General features: G+C 49.2%; 14 protein-coding genes. 7 read left to right on the top strand and 7 right to left on the bottom strand.

Going from position 1 to position 19,835, the window contains the following annotated elements:
• The first annotated feature begins 37 nt into the window (after positions 1-37).
• Positions 38-1,291, top strand: a complete 1,254-nt coding sequence (locus tag S1OALGB6SA_RS00630; RefSeq protein ID WP_195910211.1) for a lipoprotein N-acyltransferase Lnb domain-containing protein — start codon at positions 38-40, stop codon at positions 1,289-1,291.
• On the opposite strand, the gene S1OALGB6SA_RS00625 is transcribed toward S1OALGB6SA_RS00630, so the two are convergent.
• From S1OALGB6SA_RS00625 to recO, 6 genes are read right to left on the bottom strand one after another with little or no spacing between them, the layout of a single operon-like run.
• A complete protein-coding gene (locus S1OALGB6SA_RS00625; protein ID WP_124032215.1) occupies positions 1,199-4,102 on the bottom strand; it encodes an insulinase family protein in 2,904 nt (967 codons plus the stop codon). The genes S1OALGB6SA_RS00630 and S1OALGB6SA_RS00625 overlap by 93 nt on opposite strands.
• A gap of 27 nt (positions 4,103-4,129) precedes the next feature.
• A complete protein-coding gene (gene rpsU, locus S1OALGB6SA_RS00620) occupies positions 4,130-4,339 on the bottom strand; it encodes a 30S ribosomal protein S21 (protein ID WP_124032214.1) in 210 nt (69 codons plus the stop codon).
• A gap of 52 nt (positions 4,340-4,391) precedes the next feature.
• Entirely contained in the window at positions 4,392-5,363 is a 972-nt protein-coding gene (locus S1OALGB6SA_RS00615) for a M23 family metallopeptidase (RefSeq protein ID WP_124032213.1), read from the bottom strand.
• Positions 5,351-7,459, bottom strand: a complete 2,109-nt coding sequence (recJ, locus tag S1OALGB6SA_RS00610) for a single-stranded-DNA-specific exonuclease RecJ (protein WP_124032212.1) — start codon at positions 7,457-7,459, stop codon at positions 5,351-5,353. Before recJ ends, S1OALGB6SA_RS00615 begins: the two co-directional genes overlap by 13 nt.
• A 13-nt stretch (positions 7,460-7,472) precedes the next feature.
• Positions 7,473-8,795 (bottom strand): thymidine phosphorylase, encoded by a 1,323-nt coding sequence (locus S1OALGB6SA_RS00605; RefSeq protein WP_230204326.1) that lies wholly within the window; start codon positions 8,793-8,795, stop codon positions 7,473-7,475.
• Positions 8,796-8,843: 48 nt separating this feature from the next.
• The gene (recO, locus tag S1OALGB6SA_RS00600; RefSeq protein ID WP_124032211.1) at positions 8,844-9,581 is read right to left on the bottom strand and encodes a DNA repair protein RecO; all 738 of its coding nucleotides are present in this window, start codon (positions 9,579-9,581) and stop codon (positions 8,844-8,846) included.
• Between the two features lie 574 nt (positions 9,582-10,155).
• On the opposite strand from recO, the gene lon reads away from it, so the two are divergent.
• From lon to argA, 5 genes are all read left to right on the top strand, one after another.
• Positions 10,156-12,528, top strand: coding sequence for an endopeptidase La (lon, locus tag S1OALGB6SA_RS00595; protein WP_124032210.1), 2,373 nt, complete (start codon positions 10,156-10,158; stop codon positions 12,526-12,528).
• An 89-nt stretch (positions 12,529-12,617) separates the two neighbouring features.
• Positions 12,618-13,844 (top strand): aminopeptidase, encoded by a 1,227-nt coding sequence (locus S1OALGB6SA_RS00590; protein ID WP_124032209.1) that lies wholly within the window; start codon positions 12,618-12,620, stop codon positions 13,842-13,844.
• Positions 13,845-13,957: 113 nt separating this feature from the next.
• The gene (gene lgt / locus S1OALGB6SA_RS00585) at positions 13,958-14,863 is read left to right on the top strand and encodes a prolipoprotein diacylglyceryl transferase (RefSeq protein WP_124032208.1); all 906 of its coding nucleotides are present in this window, start codon (positions 13,958-13,960) and stop codon (positions 14,861-14,863) included.
• 5 nt (positions 14,864-14,868) lie between these two features.
• Positions 14,869-16,002 (top strand): sulfotransferase family protein, encoded by a 1,134-nt coding sequence (locus tag S1OALGB6SA_RS00580; RefSeq protein ID WP_124032207.1) that lies wholly within the window; start codon positions 14,869-14,871, stop codon positions 16,000-16,002.
• An 86-nt stretch (positions 16,003-16,088) separates the two neighbouring features.
• Complete coding sequence (argA, locus tag S1OALGB6SA_RS00575; RefSeq protein ID WP_124032206.1) at positions 16,089-17,405, top strand: amino-acid N-acetyltransferase; 1,317 nt, start codon at positions 16,089-16,091, stop codon at positions 17,403-17,405.
• Between the two features lie 89 nt (positions 17,406-17,494).
• On the opposite strand, the gene S1OALGB6SA_RS00570 is transcribed toward argA, so the two are convergent.
• The gene (locus S1OALGB6SA_RS00570) at positions 17,495-18,061 is read right to left on the bottom strand and encodes a TVP38/TMEM64 family protein (protein ID WP_124032205.1); all 567 of its coding nucleotides are present in this window, start codon (positions 18,059-18,061) and stop codon (positions 17,495-17,497) included.
• Between the two features lie 353 nt (positions 18,062-18,414).
• On the opposite strand from S1OALGB6SA_RS00570, the gene S1OALGB6SA_RS00565 reads away from it, so the two are divergent.
• A partial coding sequence (locus S1OALGB6SA_RS00565) for a glycogen debranching protein (protein WP_306766968.1) occupies positions 18,415-19,835 on the top strand: 1,421 nt, incomplete at its 3' end.

Raw genomic sequence — 19,835 nt, 5'->3', positions numbered from 1 at the left:
TATGCACTATCATTTCACAATGTATACTTACACAAAGATGAGAAAATCGGTTTGCGGGTTAGTTGTCTTGTTCCTTCTGTGTATCAACCCCAGATTTGCTGCGGGTGAACCAAGCGGGGCCAGTCTTGTCATTGTAGGTCCTGGCGACGCCATGTATGAATACTGGGGCCACATTGGAGTAACTATCGAGGACGATTTAGAGGGAATTAGCCTCTTCTACGATTTCGGGAATTTTTCCTTCCACGCGGATAATTTCTACAGTAGTTTTATTGTAGGCCGCATGATTTATCTTGGTTCGGTTACAACAACGGAATTCTTCATCAGCCAGGCGATGCGAGAAGACAGAAGCTTGATCCTTTACCCTTTGAATCTTGGAACTGAAGAACTGCGGGAGCTGGAAGCTGCTTTGCGCTGGCGAACTCTCCCGGAAAATCAAGAATACCTGTACGACTATTTTTTGAATAATTGCTCAACGATTATTCGTGATATTTTGAATGATGTGGTTGGTGGAACCTTGCGGGCATCTACCGCATCTATCCCTGATAAAACTTACAGACACTACACAAGAACCGGGGCATGGCCGTCGGTTCTTAACGAGCTTATGCTTCACTTCCTGCTTGGCGAGCAGCAAGATAAGGAGATAAGCGCTTGGGATTTGATGTTCATTCCTCAGGCGGTGGCTGATGCTGTACTCGGCTTAGAGTATCCTGGACGCGATGGCGTGGTTCGGGTGCTCGCCAATGAGAAAATTGTTCTCAAAGAGTCTACTCGCCCCCCCATACCGCGAGAACCGCGAATTCTATGGCCCTGGCTTCTGACACTCAGTATCGCTCTTGGATTGTTATGGAACGTCGCCGGAAGATTCTTACGTGCAGTGATTCTTCTTTTTGTCGGCATCCCAGGGCTGATACTCGGCTTCCTAATGCTTTTCACCGATCATGCGGCTGCCTACAACAACATCAATATCTGGCTAAGCATGCCAACGGTGCTCCTGGGCCTCATTCCCCTTGCAATAAGAGATTGGAAAAGATGGATTGCTGGACGAGAGTTAGTGCTCGGTTGGATTTGGACTCTTAACTTGGCTGGCCTGTTAGTAGCCTTTTCTCTTCGGCTGAGTGGTATCAGTATACAAAACACGGGTGCCTTCTGGGCGCTTTACGGGCCGTTGACATTCATGGCCTCTTGGCCTGGGCAATGGTTAAAAGGGAAGTTCCACTTGCGATTGGGCAAGTTCGGGAGATGCGGCAGCGGCGATGTCAAGCAAATTCGTACCGCCGATAATGGTGATTGAGCGACTGTCCCATTTGTCGAGGAGGGCTTTGGCCTCTCGTTTCAAATCCTCGGCGGTTGCTTCAAGTTGAACATCCCGCCGCCTCTGTCTAATCTCGTCGGTGATTCCACACAGCCGTCGTTCGAAGGCGACAAGACCTCTCTCGCCCGGACCAAATGGCCGAAGCTCTTTGCCTATCGAACCGATTACAGCCATATCAACCGTTCGGTTTCCCAATCTGGAACTCGCCCATTCAAGGGAGTTTCTGAAGCTTCTCAAGGAGGGTAGAATCACGGGATCCCTATAGGTGCTGAAGGTGAAAGTCCCCTCGAGAACTGCCAGAGTAGCAAAAGCGCCGTAGGCACCTCCCTTCATGCGAATGTTTTCCCATAGATAACTGGTTCTAAGTATGTGTGCCAGAAGTCCCAGCCTGGCGTGTTCCGGACTGCCAAGCAGGGGGGCCGGAAGACTAAGGGATGAAAATGCTACCGGGGCTGAAACCGAAATGGTTTCCCCAAGAGTTTCGTGTCTGAACAGCTCAGGTTCGGACGCCGATGGCGCGGATAGACCGGCGGGAAGAGTGGTAATCATGTTGAGGGTATCAGATAAGCCCTTTGTGGCAAAATCCTCGTCTGACGTAAATACTGCCGACAAGTTTCCCTGCTTGATTAGTTGCTTCTGGATTTCACTTAGCGCTGATGCGGCTTCAGTTGCCTTCGCATTGCCAAGAAAGCGAATCTGTTCTATGCCATACCAGAAGTCTTCCCAGGAAGCAGCGATCGAGTGCTTTGCGGCGGCTCGGTTTGAACCGAAATCATGGGCGGAAGGTACAAGGGCGGCGCGATAATCGTTTTTAAGCTCCAGGAGCAAGTCGCTTAAACGGTTTGAATCGGAGAAATCGGCTGATACTAACAGACGCCGCGTGATTTCCAGTGCCTCCGCCCACTGGCGACTTAGGGCCTTTAGGCGAACAAAGAGATGGCGCTTCAAACCTCCGCCGGCATCGGGATGAATGGAAGAAACATCCAGAGAGCAACCCAACCCGCCAGTTTTAAGGGATAATTCAACCGCAACGTCCTGGTGGGTTATACCGGGCAGGCCCATATCGGTAAGAGCCCGCCCAAATAACGGCAGCCAGGACTGTAACCGTGCATCCAGGCCGTTCAAATCAAAGGCCAGAACAAGATAACTCACCTTGTTTGTGAAGGTTGTGTGTATGTAGCATTCACCCTGGTTAACCTTCTCTAAGGGCAGGATGTGAACCTCTCTTGGTAAATGATTTCGCTTCAGAAATGGTATCCGGTTTAGAGCTTCCTTTGAATCCGGGGTGTTCTGGAAGTTTCTCAATCTTTTGAGTGAGTTCTGAAGCGCTTCCTCATTGAACTCCTGTTTTTGAAGTCTATCCAGTTCTTTGCGTTCTCTTGCAAACCTGCGCACACTAAATTTCGAACTTGGTATGACTGTCAGTGTCAGGCGGTGAGAATTTTGGATGAATTCCCGGTTGATAATCTCTTCGAAATATCCTCTTTGTACCTTGCCGCGAAGAGCTTCCATGGATTCTTCCAGGACTAGACTTTCTATTGGTGCCCTATCGTGCAGCCAAGCCTTCAGCGCTTGTTTCATCAGGCGTAATCCGAGGGGTGAACCGCCGCGAATTTCTCGTATCCGAAACTCCACCAGTCTCATAGCCCCTTCAACCAGCTCGGGATTGAGCCTTTCCTTAACCAGTGTTTCGAAGGTTTTTATCACCAGTTTCTCGAAGTCATCTCGTTTCGAGGGGACTGTTCCTCTGAGTCCCACCGAGAAAACCAGTTGACGCAAGTTGGTATCCAGGCCGCTGGCTGGAGATAAATCTTCCCCCAGGCCGCTGTCGACAATCGCTTTTTGCAGTGGAGCACCGCCATGGCCCAGCAATATGCATGAGAGCACCTGGGCGCTAAGCGCAGACCATAAATCATTTTCGCCGCTAAGAAGCCAGTTTAGACTGATGGTGCTTCGTTTCTCGGTTGAATCTTCGCAGGGCCAGGCCACTTCCATGCGCCGTGGTTTTTCCCAGCACTGCTGCAAGGCTATTTCTGAGTCAATCTCTTTTTTTTCGAAGTGGGAGAAGAATTCTCCATCCAGTATTCTCAGACTTTCCTCTAAATTCGCATCTCCGTAGAGGAAGACGCGGGCATTGGATGGATGGTAGTAGTTCTGATGAAATGCCTTGAAAACCTCATAATCAAGGAATGGGATGTGCGCAGGGTTGCCGCCAGAATCCCATCCATAGGGAGAGTTTGGGAACAGTTGTCGAAGGGAGTAGTCTTCCACAACCGCTTCCACGGAAGAATAGGCGCCCTTCATCTCATTTAATACAACTCCGGCCCGGCGCAACCTTCCCTCTTCATCGTATTCGAGGTGATGTCCCTCCTGCGCGAAGACTTCGGGACGCAGTTGGGGGAAGAACACAGCATCTCCATACACCCTAAGAAGATTAATATAATCGGCCTTGATGGTGCTGGCTGCCGGATAGACAGTTTTGTCCGGATAGGTGATTGCATTTAGGAAAGTATGAGCGCTTCCCTTCAATAGAATCAGAAATGGATCTTTTAGTGGATAGCGCTTGGAACCACAGAGCACCGAGTGCTCAAGGATGTGCGCCACGCCACTATGGTCTGTCGGAGGTGTTCTGAATATGTACGATACCAAATTCTCCGAATCATCGGCATACACCTTGTAAACCTGAGCACCCGTGGCGCTGTGACGTAGTTGGATACCAGTGGCATGGTACTCCCGCAATGAATCTACAGAGAGGGTTTCGAACCCGGCGTCGGCAAAGTCATCCTTCATAATCAGTCCGGAATTCGGAGTAGAATGCTAGTAACGCGAATTACTGAGAGTCTTGCGTAACTTCTTCAACTGCTTTCGTTCCATAGCCTTTCTCTTCCGATTTCTAATTGCAGATGGTTTCTCGAAATATTCCCGCTTTTTGAAATCCCGAATGATTCCTTCCTTTTCCACCATGCGCTTGAAGCGTCGGATTGCTTTCTCCAAGGGTTCGTCGTCGCTAATTTTCACGTAGGCGATCTAAAATCACCTCCCTTCGCATGTAAGAGTTCAGCTTGGCTGCAAAATGCTACTACATATTACCAATCAGGGTATCTGTGTCAAGAAGAGGTTTTGCAAAAAAATATCTGGGGTCGACCGGTATTGATCCTATGCGCAATTCCCAGTGCAGGTGTTTGCCTGTTACAAAACCTGTATCGCCCACCGTGCCTATTTGCTGATTTTGCGCTACAAATTCACCTTCGTCCACATCTATGGAATCCATGTGGAAGTACATTGAAAAAACACCCGGCAGATGTTCGATTATAACGGTGTTTCCGGTTAGGAATCGTTCGGTGGCAAGCATAACGCGGCCGCGGCCGGAGGCTCTTACAGGGGTACCAATCTCCGCCCACAGATCGTCGCCCTTGTGTATGGAGTATGATTCGGATCCATCAGGCATATGATACCGGCGATTATCTCCAAAATAAGCAGTGGGGACACCGTTTTTCATGGGACTGATCATTGGTCCGATTTGATGTATTGCAGTTCTGTTAGGGTTATTCAAAACTGCCCAGAGCCTCCTCGCTTCGGCCTTTTTTCGCTCTGATTCATCGGTGTAGAGAGTGCTCATGCGCTCATTCAGCTTAATTACCTCTTCAGGATGGGTTACGGCTCCGACATTTATGCCGCGCTCCAGGTGCCACTGACTCTTGCCCAGCGTAGCATCTACTACTAGACGATAACGGCCTGGCTCCAGATTTATGGGTATGCCAAGGAGAGCTGTTGAAACACGGCGACCGGTGGGGGTTGCCCAATTGAATCCTTCGTTGCGGCTTAGGGCTATGTCGTTCTGGCTTTTCAGCGTTACGACTATGTTATCCATCGGATCGCCAGAAATAATTATTTGAACCACGGCTCCCGGTTCGGTGTAATCGGGAGCTATTGCGATCGGATTGGCGCTGCTTGACATGGCTGGAAATAAGGTAAGAAAACCAAAAAGACAGGTTGGAAGAGGTGGTTTCCCCATCCGATAGGAAAAACCGTGTTTCTCTATAACTCGCATGGCGAGGCCTCCAGGATTGTGAGTCGGCGTGCATCGTTGCCACGCCAATAGTCACGATCCAGTTTATATACCAAATCCACTTCCTTATCAATCTTTATTAATGAACCATAATTTTCTGCCCCATCCCACCAGAAAGCAGGCCATCGGTTCGAACCTAGCGAAACCAGGAGTTTAAGGTGTTTGTTTTTGGGTTTTCCGACTAGGCTTGCTTGAAAAACCTTGACTTCGCGGGTTAGGAAAATCAGCGGACGAAAGCCCTGGCCATATGGTTCCAAACGCTTGAGTACGTCCTCAATTCCCTCTAAACCCAGGCGCGAGATTTCCTGGTGCGACAGTTCGACATCGACACTTGGCCTAGTGGATTCCGTCTTACCCGGTTTGACGCGGTTAATCCATTTTTGGCTAATTTGATTCAACTGGGCAATTTCAGCGCTGGGAATGCGAAACCCGCCCGCCTGGGGATGCCCGCCGAAATCTTCGAAGATATGAGAGGCTGATTCAAGCCAACTGAGGGCGTTTATGGTGGAATTGCATCGAATCGAGCCGGATGCCTTTTCATCTTTTACAGTAATTATGACGGCCACCGGAGAGAGGGCTTTCTGAAAACGTGTGGCGAGGATGCCTGTAATCCCCCTGGGAATTTCGGAGTCCACGAGTATCAGCATTTTGCCGGAGAAGTCATTTAGTGACTGGTAGGCCCGCGGCAGTAGTTTCTCCCACAGATATTCGCCGAGCGCACGGCGTTTCTTGTTCAGTTCGAATAGCTTGTGGGCTAACTTGGTGATTGCAATTGGGTTGGTTTCGAAGAATAGCCTTGCTGCGATATCTGCCTGGCCCATGCGTCCGGCGGCATTGATAAGCGGACAAATTTGCCAGCTGACTTCCGTGGTGGCGATTCGCCTTTCATGCAGTCTGAGTTTTATCAGTAATTCGCGCAGTGCTATTCTGTGCTCGCCGCCAATTTGATTTATTCTATCTATACCCATTCGGACAAGAATTCGATTTTCATCCCAGAGAGGCATCAGATCGGCCAGAGTCCCAAGGGCGACAAGATCTAATCCGCGGCGCCAGACCTCGAAATGAGACTGCATGGAGTTCAATTGCATGCTTACCATCAGATTGCGCAAAGTGGAAAGAGGTCCGATTTCTTGGGGACTGTATCTGGCGATACGACTGTTTGCCTCGAGCTCGGTGAGTGATAGGTTTTCGAGCTTAGGAAAGGCGGCGGCTATTTCGGGCGCGGCGTCGATGATATGAACCTCGGAACCGTTGAAAAAAGCGGATACCAGTGGAATTTGCGCGATGCAGTTGTAGGAGATAATGGGGCGTGTACCGATGTAGTCTTGGAGCTTGTCACGATCTGCCCCACCAGCGGCGCTGCTAACGGACAGTCGGCTACTCTCAAGTAGGTTGTGCATCTGTACGGCCTCAATCTCAATTTCACCAGCCTCCTGGCGGGCAATTAGAAGGCAGTAGTCCTGGAGTGGAGACTGAGCCAGTGAGAGAGCCCACTGAAACTTGGATGCTATTGCCGCGGCGCAAAGCCCGTCGAAGGGATAGGAGCCGGGGATCCTGGGGTTTACGATGGCATAGGCATTGGGTAGCTTATCCCCTCTCGGCATGTGATGATCGAATACCAAAACGTCCATTCCCAGCTCACCTGCCAGTTTTATCTCGTCGAAACTGGTAATACCGCAATCAACCGCTACCACGAGACTCACACCCGCCTTCGCACTCTCTTGCAGCGTCTCAAAATCTATTCCGTAATCCGCTTCACCCACAGGCACCTGCCATTGTGATTCAATGCCCACCATCCTGAGAGCCTCAACCATTATGACTGTCGCGGCTACACCGTCGACGTCCCTGTCACCGATGATAAGCACCTTTTCGTCCTCTCGCGCGGCCAGGAGTACCCTGTTAACCGACTTCTCCATTTCAGGAAAAATAAAGGGGTTGTGAAGAAAGCGTTCACTACCTTCCAGGAAATAGGCTATTTTTTCGGGTGATGCCATTTGGCGGTGGATTAGGATGGAAGCGGTTAGGGGGTCTAAGCCATATTGTGCCGCCAGGGAGTGCACTTCTTTGCTTTCAATCACGAATTCTGCTCATTTAGCTTGTGATTTCTTCGATGATTAAACTCCGAGATTTTGGCGGTTTCTTGGGCGAAATGCTAAGCACCCCTTGCAGTTTCGAGAAGCCGACTTCGAGTCTGGATTTTTCCTGAGCCCACACTCGCATCAGGAGCTGGCCTTTTTCAATACTGTCTCCGGTTTTTTTCAATAGTTCAATCCCGGCCAGGGCTTCAACGGTATCCTCGGTGGTATCTCGACCCACACCTAGAGCAACGGACGCCCTGCCTACTCCCAAGGCATCAATTCCTGATAAGTAGCCGGACTGAGGCGCCAGTAATTCTCTGGAATATTCAGCCCGCGCTCTGCCGAGCATTGCCATGAGTTCCGAGAAATTTCCACCTTGGAATTCCACGTTGGCCTTAAACCTTGCGAAAGCCGAGCCATTTTCTATGGTTCTACGGCAGCGTTCTTCAGCCGACTGGAGATTTTTTTCGAGTCCGCCTGCTATTAGCATCCAGGCGCCCAGGCGATAACTAATCTCCATTACATCGTCCGGGCCATCACCTTGAAGACAGGCGATTGATTCCTCAACTTCGAGAAAATTCCCCACGGTGAAGCCCAACGGCTCTGTCATATCCGTTAACACTGCCACCACTTTGCGATTAAGGCTGCTTCCGGTATTAACCAGGGACTGGGCGAGAGTCCGGGCATCTTCCTTAGCTTTCATGAAAGCGCCTTTGCCGCATTTCACATCCATCACCAGAGCCTGGGCACCCTCTGCAAATTTCTTTGACAGGATGCTGGCGGTAATTAGAGGTATAGATTCCACTGTGGCGCTTACGTCTCTAAGAGCATAAAGCTTGCGATCGGCGGGAACTACCTTCTCGCTCTGCCCCGACATAACGAATCCGATTTCTTTAATCCCATCGCGGAAACGGACGGGGTTCAAAGCAGTAATATAGCCCGGGATGGAATCAAGTTTGTCAAGAGTTCCGCCGGTGTGTCCGAGCGCCCGTCCACTTATCATGGGAACTTTCAGGCCGCAGGCGGCAGCCATTGGGGCCAGAACCAGTGATATCTTATCACCAACACCGCCCGTTGAGTGCTTATCAACAAGAGGGGCGGCAATTCCAGCAAGATCGATAATCTCCCCTGAATCTATCATGGCTCGGGTAAGGTGTCCGGTTTCTTCTGCGCTCATTCCATTAAGCAGGATTGCCATACAAAGTGCAGCGGCCTGGTAGTCGAGTATGTCTCCCGCCGCATAACCTTGAATGAAGCTCCGTATCTGTTCTTCACTAAGAGGCTTGAAATCTCTTTTGGCAGCGATTATATCAACTGCTCTCAGACTTTCGTTCATAATGGATTCCATAGTGCATCTTATAGACCGTTAGTTCAATCCCACCGTCTAGCGTTTCTGCAGGCTCTTCAGGGGCCGCTCAAGGAGAGTTTGTGTTATGGCAAGGAGCCATCGCTCTATGGCCGCCGTGCAATGACTAGGTAGGCCAATTCTTATTGCTCGATTTATTTCAGTATCGGAAATCACAAGCAGCCAGCGCCTGGCTCCCAACGAGAGTTCGCCCAGGCCGCTTACTCCGCAGTTGGGACACATCAGCAGGCCATTTGGAAGGAAATGGATTGTTTTACTCCCCAAGTTCCTGTTGCACTGATTGCATCGATCCAGTTCCGGCCTTACTCCTTCAATCTTGAGAAAGCTCCAAAGAAATGCGCAATTCAGTCTCGAAATCTCTTGCGATATGCACTGTGAAAGCAGAGAAAAAGCGCTGGCGACGAGCTCAAAAAGATTTGTTGAATCCTCACTGACGCCATAGCTTCGCAAAAGTATTTCAGCCCAGGTGGACGCCGTGTAAAAGCGCTCCAGATTTTCCCTAAGCCCATCGTGAATGTTCACCGGATCAAAGCTACGAAGTCGCCAGCGCTTTCTTGAACCATCATAATGCAATTCGGCTATTCCGCGATTATAAGGCAGAGCAGTGCTCCGCAAGGCGTTCCTTCGGCTCATAGCACCGTAAGCCAGGGGATGTAGCAGACCCTTGTCATTAACCAGAATCGAGAGGCCCCGATGATTCTCGCCCACCTTGTTGGCGCGAAGCACGATTGCCTGCGCTTTGATGTCATAAGCCATTTAAGATATCGCCTCCCAAATCGCGGTCGCCGCACTGCCTTCCCCTTAAGCTAAAACATGGGCACCACTCATGGAGAGTATGACAATTTCTTCATGGAGTCCATATAAGGTTATTTGGCTGCTTTCACACGGCGGCACGCATACAAATCAGCCAAGAAAAGCTTATCAGACTCTCAATAATAGCGCCGGCAAGGAGAATTATCACTAGAATAGAAATTATCAAATGGAAAAAAATTGGAATTAAGGCTGAAACAATGACGAATTTGTTTGTCCCTCTCTGTAGAAGGCTTTATTTTTAAGGTAGAAATCGCCTGGTTTCAATGCGGTCAAAACCCTGGCCGGTCAAAAGATGAGGAGAAACTAAATCGATAACGCTCTCGGCACCAGGCGATACGAGTCGCTTGCGGCCCGACGACGCTGGAACGGCGGCACAAGATGCATGCTTTACGCAGCAGCATCTTCGGCACCAGGGGCGTGGACTAGTTGACTCAGGAATAACCCTGTAATCTAGTCGCTCACTCAAAAAAAACCCTGGCAGCCGATGAAGCGGAGAGTTATATTAGGAGCCTTGGAAATGCCAGAACGCAATGAAAAGCCAAATCAGATTATAGCGGCCACAGATGTCTTGCCGGAATACATCTACTTAGTGCCACTGCAAGGTAAGCCAATATTCCCAGGCATATTCACACCGATAATGATTAGCGGAGCCGAAGACATAGCTGTGATTAACAAGGCTATAAACAACCACAAGGTGATCGGCCTAGTCCTAACCAACAACCCGGAAGCAAGCTCCCCTGGTCCAAGCGAATTATACAAGGTGGGAACAGTCGCCAAAATAGTCAAACGAATCAACTTGCCGGATGGCGGAATCAATATTTTCATTAGCACACTGAGGCGCTTCAGGATTTCGAGATTTCAAAACGAGACAAGTCCCCTTTCCGCGGCAGTGCAATACCTCAACGACATGTACGATCCTAAAGACATTGAGCTAAAGGCCCTAACCCGAGCGCTGCTATCCGAAATGAAACAGATAAGTGAGGACAATCCTCTGTTCACCGAAGAAATTCGTCTTAACATGGTGAACATCGACGACCCGGGTAAAATAGCTGACTTCATCACCAGCATCTTAAATGTCGCGAGAAACAAACAACAGAAAATCCTGGAAACTCTCGATGTGAAAAAACGTTTGGGCATGGTGCTGGTTCACATCAAAAAGGAGCATGAGCTCTCAAAAATTCAAAAGAAAATAGCCGGAGAAATCAACGAGAAGATTGAAAAAAACCAGCGGGATTACTTCTTGCGTGAAGAACTGAAGGCCATTAAGAAGGAGCTCGGCGAACCAACAGATGCACGTTCAAGCGAGTATCAGAAATTCAAAGAAGCTCTTGCCAAATTCGATTTCACCGGCGAGATAGCCGAACAGGTGGAACGCGAACTTGACAAATTTCAAGTGATGGATTCACAATCGAGTGAATACATAGTCACCAGAAACTACCTCGATTGGATAGTGTCACTGCCCTGGGAAGTTCCCGGTGCAGATAAAACTGACATTGCTGCCTCAGCCAAAATTCTGGAAGAAGACCATTATGGGCTGGAAGACGTAAAAGAACGCATTATCGAATACCTGGCAGTTCGAAAACTGAAAGAGGATTCGAAGGGTTCAATCATTCTACTGGTGGGACCTCCAGGGGTGGGAAAAACCTCAATAGGGAAGTCTATCGCCCGGGCCATGGGAAGGCCGTTTTTCAGGTTTTCAGTGGGCGGAATGAGGGACGAGGCTGAGATTAAGGGCCATCGTCGCACCTACATTGGCGCCATGCCAGGCAAGATAATTCAGGGTCTGAAAATAGTGAAATCTCGGAGACCTGTTTTTATGATAGACGAGATAGACAAGCTGGGAATGAGCTTCCAAGGCGATCCTTCTTCGGCGCTCCTCGAAGTACTAGACTCCGAACAGAATATCAACTTCCGGGATCATTATCTCGATCTCCCTTTTGATCTTTCTCATGTGGTTTTCGTAGTCACAGCCAATACACTTGATACAATTCCCCGCCCTCTCATGGACCGAATGGAAATCATTCGACTTTCGGGTTACGTAGATGAGGAAAAAATGCAGATTGCAAAGCAGTATATTATACCAAGGAGTCTCCAACGCCATGGATTGAAACGAGGACAGATTCGTTACAACCTGAGCGCGCTCAAAGCGATCGCGGATGGATATGCCAGGGATGCGGGAATGCGTACCTTCGAGAAAGCCATCGACCGTATTCACAGGAAAGTGGCGCTGGGGGTGATAGACAAATCCAAAACCCTGCCAATACGCATCAAGAGGGAGGGTTTGGAACACTACTTGAAGAAGCCGGTATTTCGAGGAAATGAGCTGAGCGCTGCCGTCAAGCCAGGAATGGCCTTGGGGCTGGCGTGGACAAGCATGGGTGGAAGCATCCTTGTAATCGAGGCAGATGCGATTCTTGGGAAGGCAGCGCTCAACTTAACCGGACAGATGGGCGAAGTGATGAAGGAGTCCGCCGAAATTGCCTATACCAGAGTGAGAAAAATTGTTCAAAACATAGAGGGTCTGGATAAGTTTTTTTCCACCCGCATTGTCCATCTTCACATTCCTGAGGGTGCCATTCCAAAAGACGGGCCCTCGGCCGGAATTACGATGACAACGGCTCTGCTCTCACTCGCAACCGGTCAAAAAACCAAATCGAACATGGCGATGACCGGAGAACTGAGCCTAACGGGCAGAGTTCTCTCGATTGGAGGTTTAAAAGAAAAAACCATCGCGGCGCGGCGACATAAAATTGGCCATTTGATTATCCCGAGTGGGAATCAGCAAGATTTGGAGGAAATACCGGACCAGGTAAAGAAGGGAATAGTCTTTCATCCGGTGTCGGAATACAACGAGGTGGTTCAGCTCACTCTGCCTCAGCTCAAACTCTAGATAACCATGCATCGGAGTGGCGCATCTGAATATCCAGTTTTTGCAGCATGTCTGCAAATCACAAAACGAAATGCTAAGGAGTTGGTAGAATGTTTTCGAAAGAAATAGACTTCCGCGGTTATGCTGAACTTCTAATCGACGCTGGCATTGCCCTTGGGCAGGGAGAGAAGCTGTTTATTCACCATGAACCCGGTGCCGCATTGCTTGCCCGACGCTGCGCGGAAGTGGCATATGAGCGCGGCGCATTGCTCGTCGAAACCCATTTTTACGATCCGCACATCCTTCGAGCGCGAATAAGAGCGCAGACTGAAAACAGCGAGGCTCTTGCAACCGTTTCCTCCTGGTGGCCGGCCTGGCAGGATGCGATAGTGAAGGAGTACTGGGGATACTTGTTACTGAAATCCCATGAAGATATGAATCTGATGGCCCAGGTAGATCAGAATGCCTTAATGCTGCACGAACGATGCGAGCGAGACAAAATACAGCTTTTCTACAATGCAATCACGAACGATGCGATTCCCTGGTGCATTGCAGCCGTTCCTGGACCGAGATGGGCCGAACATGTCCTGGGTAGAGGAAAAAGCGCCGCCGATTTATGGCGCATTTTGGTTCCCATACTTCTTCTAGACCGCGATAATCCTGCTCTCGAATGGAAGAAAAAATCCCAGATCCTTGAAGAACGATCGAGGCTGCTAAACAACCGAAGGTTTGATTCCCTACGCTTTGAGGACGAAGGCACCCGTCTTGTAGTGGGCCTGCTCGCAAAATCAAAATGGATGGGAGGAGAGACAATCGGTCGAGGCAATTTATCAAACATTCCCACTGAGGAAATATACACTACGCCCGACAGGACGCGTTGCGACGGTTTTGTTCGCATTACGCGAACCATCGAATTGCGTAACATCATGCTTAAGGATGCGGAATTTACATTCAAAGATGGCGTTCTGGTTGGTTTTGATGCTAAGGAGGGCTTAGACGCGCTCAAATCCTTTGTGGAGTTTTATGAGGGTGCACGCCGACTTGGCGAAGTGGCGCTGGTGGACGAGAGTTCCCCTATAGCTCAAAGCAAACTTCACTTCGGTTCATCTCTGTTCGATGAAAATGCCTCCTGCCATATCGCTCTTGGCGCTGGCTATCCTTCCTGCATCGAGTGTGAAGACAAGCTGGATACCGAGGAGAAGAAAATCGCTGCTGGATGCAACGTCTCGCTGGCTCATTTGGATTTAATGATAGGTTCGCCCGGTATGTCGGTATTCGGCTTGGATGCGGAAGGCAGGGAAACGCCCATAATTGTTAGGGGCCGCTTTGTTATATAGATAAACATGAGATTTTCTCATCTCGCATGAAGCTGAGCATGCCAATACACGATTGCGGAAATACTGGAGTCCAACTGTTTACGCGCAACAGAATCTAAACTAGACTACTCACCGTGAAAACCTACTTAAGTGCGCCTAGCTTCGATCCAATACTTCTGGACTTACCGGGTCCCCTGGCAATCAGCTGGTACGGTTTGATGTACCTTCTTGGATTCTTATTCACCTATTACTTTGTAAGCTACCATATTAAAAAGCGCAAAATTGTTATGACTTCGTCCGAGTTCTCCAACATCATTACAATAGCTTTCCTGGGGGTTATAATTGGAGGTCGCCTGGGCTTTGTATTATTTGTCCATCCTGCTTACTATCTCAGCAATCCTCTGAAAATCCTCTTGATTTGGGACGGAGGAATGTATTTCTTTGGCGGCTTAATCCTGGCGATGTTCTTGCCCTGGTTCTACGTGCGCCGGACTAAGCTGAATTACCTGGATGTAGCGGATTTGATTATCATCCCTGTGCCAATAGCACTGGCCTTCGGCCGCTGGGGTAATTTCATGAATGGTGAGTTCTGGGGAAAGCCAAGCCGTGTACCCTGGGCGATGATTTTCGATTCTGTACCGAATTCGGAGCGGTTTAGCAATTCGGAGGACTGGGTGGCATCGTGGACAGCGGAAATTGGAATGGATTCTACGGGATTGGTTAACCTTCCTCGGCATCCGGTGCAACTCTATGAATTGCTTTTTGAAGGAATTTTGCTGTTCGTTATTCTCTTGCTCTTCAGAAGTAAGACAAAGCCCAGAGGCTCTGTTTTGAGTATGTTTTTTCTAATTTATGGGGCCTTGCGATTCTGGATTGAATTCTACCGCCATCCGGTTAGTCACTCGACGCTTATTCTGGGTAGCGAGTGGTTTACCCTGGGCATGCTTTTTTCCATACCAATGGTGATTTGCGGTGCTCTTGGGTTAGTCTTCAGTTTTAAGCTCAGAACAAAGAACGAACTATATAGGGCTTCGAAATAAGGACAATGAGCGTCCCCTTCAATTGGAGTCTACTGCTGCATCAAGCATGGCACTCGATTTTCGCCACCAGGGGGACACACCGCCGCCTAACTCCTCATCGTCTAAGGGTACTGATTATTTTCTGGGTGCTCTTTATTCCTCACCAGATAGTCACCCGAATTTGCCTCGCTCTTGACAATATATTCTTTAGCGAGTGGCGCAAGAGAGCAATCAAAAAACCGATATTTATAACCGGCCTGTTTAGAAGCGGCACTACTTATCTGCACCGAATGATAGCAAGCGATGTTGATACGTTTAGCTCGTTCAAAACCTGGGAAATCTACTTGGCACCTTCAATCGTACAGCGGAAACTGCTGCACCTGCTGAGGCGCATCGATGCGCTTATAGGGCAACCGATGTATCGCCTGCTATCCCATTATAATTCAGGGAAACTCGGGGATATTCGCTTTCATCACGTCGGACTGTGGGAAGAAGAAGAAGACGAGGGATTGTTCCTCTTCCTTTGGGATTCCTTGTTCACCTGGTTCTTCTTTCCCGATGCAAGAGGGATGAGGGACTATTGGGATACTAAGGGCAGGAGAAATAAACGAAGTATGGAATTTTTTAGAGACTGTGTGAGAAGGCATCTTTTTTTCCACGGGGAGACGGCCATCTACCTGTCCAAAAACCCGGCTTTTACGCCGATGTTGGCGAATTTGAAAGAAGTTTTCCCCGATGCTCGTGTTATATACTTGCTTCGAACTCCGATGGAGGTGCTGCCTTCGCAAGCCGCTTGGCTTTCGTTCTGCTGGCATTATTTTGCTTCACCCATCGAGAAGTATCCGTTTACAGCCGAGCTATTGGAAATGACAGCTATCTGGTATTCCTATCCCCTGAAACTCTTCGATAGCTGGCAATTGCAAGACTTCCTTGTGGTTAAATACACAGAGTTAATCCAAAGTCCGATCGAAATGATAGAGAAGATTTATAAACATTTCAGCCTGTCGATGTCGGAGAGCTTTCGAAACCGGCTACAGGTAAAGACTAGGGGTACAAACAGACACTCGATAGGAATAACACTTGATGAAGTAGGCTATGATAGACAGGAGGTGTTGCATAGCTTCGCCGAATTATGCCGGCGCTTCGACTTGGCGGACTAGTCTTGTGTCTGATATTGGCGGCCTGGAGCTTATAGGCGTGCCAATTCGCTTGACCCAGCCACCAACATCATCTAGGCTCTTCAACAATGGTGGGACTTAGAGAGCAGGTGGATCTGATTAGGGAGGTTCTCACCTACTCGGAGCGTTTCTACGGCACCACCTTTGTGATTAAGATTTCTAACCAGATAATAGACCGTCCGGATTTTCCTCAGCATGCGGCCGACTTGGCTCTCTTGCACAAGGCCGGCATTAGGATTGCCATAATTCCAGGTGCCGGGAAAAAAATCGACGAGATTTTCAGCCGTTACGGTATTGAAAAAAAATACATAGGCACTATCCAAGTTAGCAACCCCGAAACAGTGGAATTAGTGAAGATGGCTGCCTTCGACATGGCTCATCGGGTGATGACAGCTCTTTCGGGTCATGGCATAACACCCCTAATCGGCGATTGGATTAAGGCCCGATCACGCGGTATACATCAAGGGGAAGATTTCGGAAGCAGCGGCATTGTAGACCGAGTTCGCATTGAGTCAGTAATTCGATCGCTTGAACTTGGGCATTTGCTGATTTTTCCCTGTATCGGACATAACGATATAGGCCGGCCTTTCAATCTTTCTTCGAATGAACTGGCGCAAAACATCGCTATATCCCTTGGCGCCAAAAAGCTCTTCCTGCTAACAGCGGATCCGGTAATGAAAGCCCCCCAGTGGAAGATGCCAAGCGGAGTGGAAATCCTGGAAGACGGGAGAATTTTTCGCATGCTGCCAAACGTGGCAACAGAACTTGCCGCCATGAATCCCGATAAACCTGAGCGAATCAATCTCGATACCGCGGCAGCGGCATGCCGGGCCGGAATCGAACGCTCACACATTCTTGATGGCTGCCAATCTGGAATTCTACTGAAAGAAGTCTTTTCCAACCTGGGAGCCGGTACAATGGTTTTTGCCGATGTCTATGAGCGAATCCGCCGTATGGAAATTTCCGATGTATCCGACATGCTCGAAATAATGAAGCCCCTTGTTGTTCAAGGCATGCTAATTAGGCGCACCCGAGAAAACATCGTAAAGAAACAGAACGACTACTGGGTTTACGCAATGGATGGAGTGGTGCACGGTTGCGCTGCTCTCCATATACATAGCGAGCTAACCGCGGAAATCGCCGGAGTGGCGGTAGATTCGCGTTATGCACAGCTTGGAATAGGCAGAAAGCTCATCGCAAAGCTTCTCGAAGAGGCGAAAAAAATCGGCAGTCAAAAAGTGTTTGCTCTTAGTTCCCGCAGTTCCGACTGGTTCCTCTCCCAGGGATTCCACGAGGCTTCGATATCCAGTCTTCCGGTCAAACGCCAAAAGGAATACGACGCGGTCCGTAAACCCAAAATACTGGTAAAAGAGCTTTCCGGCTGAAGCCCGTCACTTCTTCTCGAGAATGACACCTTTCGACTGTGTTAGCATCCACATCGTGAATCTCCATCACTTATGCCCCCGGCAACTTCTCACACAGATTTTTTTCGTATCAACCCAAGCACTGCCCAAATTACGATTACGCCGCCCAGGAGGACTAGAAAAAGCTTAAGAGGCAACCTCATCGCGAGGCTCACGCTTGCCACTTCCACCACCAACGAAGGGATTTTCCCCAGTGTACTGGCCGTCGTGAAAGCAAAGATATTCATACGACTCGCGGCGGCGGCAATTGTAACTGCCCCGGAGGGCATGTATGGTAAGAGTCGGAATGCAAGTACTAAAAAAAAAGCGCGGATCGGCGGCGCCTGGGATAACTGGGCCATCCGTTTGCCAAGGGAAGTAGAAAATCTGCTCTTACCCCTCGAGAGCTTGTTCAATCCCTTTCGATACAGCAAAAATGCCAACACCGCACCTAGCGATTCTCCGGCGATTGAAAGTATGGTTCCCCACCAGATACCAAAGACAGCCACATTGGCCATCGTTATGAAATAGCTTGGAAGCACTCCCACAATCGCTATTGCAATTTCCAACAGCAAACTGAGGGGTATTGCAATGGGACGGTAGCTAGTCAGCAGGCCACTGAACCATATCTCACTCATAGGTGATTATGTCGTATTTCTTCGTTCGCAACCCAATCATTCATAACCCGACATCAGTGATTTGGAAGCCATGTCCATCCACACTCTCGAACGCCCTATGGAAGACACCTGAGTCTGCCCAACCAGTGCCTGGTGCATGCCAACTCGAACTGAGTCTGATTATCCCTGCTTGAAAGAATGTAACTAAGCTTCAGTCACACAAAAAGCCCTATCCAGTGGCATACCCTCTATTCGACAGACATCGAATAACATCCTCTCGAATAATTGACCATCCACAGGCTTCTGTCTAGACTGAGTTCTTCGCGGTGTGCGGTAATACACGAAGCTTCCGATACCCCAAACAAACAAGGAAAATGGTGGGCAAATCATCTCCAAACAACAACACTGGATGGACAAATGTAAACGGACTCAAAATTCGGCCAGGCAGGGCGCATCCTTTTGGAGCAATAATCGATCCCGGGGGCGTTCAGTTCTCACTTTTTTCAAGACACGCCCAATCCGTATCTCTGCTGCTCTTCGACAACGAACGAGATTCTGCACCTGCCCATGAAATCAAACTCGATTCCGAACTCTACCGCACTGGAGATTGCTGGCATGTGCTCGTAAAAAAAATCAAACCCGGACAGCTCTATCTCTATCGCGTAGACGGGCCTTATCAACCGCTTGAAGGTCATCGGTTCAATAAGCACAAGGTTCTGCTCGACCCTTACGCCAAAGCCTTAACCGGAAATTTTCGATGGGATACCAGCAGCGCCTTCGGATTCATACCTAATCATCCAGATGCCGATTTATCCTTCTCAACCAAGGAAAATATCTCGAATATTCCCAAATGCATTGTAGTTAACGATAGCTTCGACTGGGAAGGTGATAAACCTCTAAATCACCCGCTTTGCCGAACAATAATTTACGAAACCCATGTTGTAGGCCTTGGCGCCCATCCGGGGACACAGCGAAGTTTCAAGATAAAAAATCCAGGCACCTTCAGCTCAGTCACCCAGATGATACCCTATCTAAAGGAATTAGGTATCACCAGCATCGAATTCCTTCCCGTCGCTGAATTCGATGCATTCGAATACCAAGACAGAATCAATCCAATCAGCGGCGAATTTCTCGAAAACTACTGGGGATACTCAACCATTGCATTTCTCGCCCCAAAGGGCAGCTATGCTTGTTCCAGCGCCCGTGGCGAACAAGTCATCGAATTCAAACAGATGGTGAAGAATCTCCACCATGCCGGCATCGAGATAATCCTGGACATCGTGTTTAATCACAGTGGTGAAGGCGACCAAATGGGCCGCACTCTCTCGTTTAGGGGTATAGACAACAGAATCTACTACATGCTCGCCCCCAATCCACGCTTCTATATGAATTACTCGGGGTGTGGAAACACACTGAACTGCAATCATCCGGTTATGCAGGAATTCATACTGGAATGCCTTCACTATTGGGTGCAGGAAATGCATATCGACGGATTCCGCTTCGATCTTGGCTCCGTCCTCGGACGTAATTCAGATGGCAAGTTAATGGATAATCCACCTGTCCTGGAGCGCATCGCTCAAGATCCCGTCCTTCGAGATACCAAGATTATCGCCGAAGCCTGGGATGCCAGTGGCGCATATCAAGTGGGACAATTTCCCGGTGGACGATGGGCAGAATGGAACGACAGATACCGCGATGATGTACGAGCCTTCTGGCGCGGCGACCCATATAAAACCAACTCCTTCGCCACCCGCCTGGCCGGCAGTGAAGAGCTCTACCTACAAACTGGCCGCAA

The sequence above is a fragment of the Olavius algarvensis spirochete endosymbiont genome (assembly GCA_900608495.1).
Taxonomy (GTDB): domain Bacteria; phylum Spirochaetota; class Spirochaetia; order DSM-2461; family DSM-2461; genus UBA2779.
The sequence above is the reverse complement of the archived record's forward strand: the minus strand, read 5'-3'. Positions and strand labels throughout refer to the sequence as shown.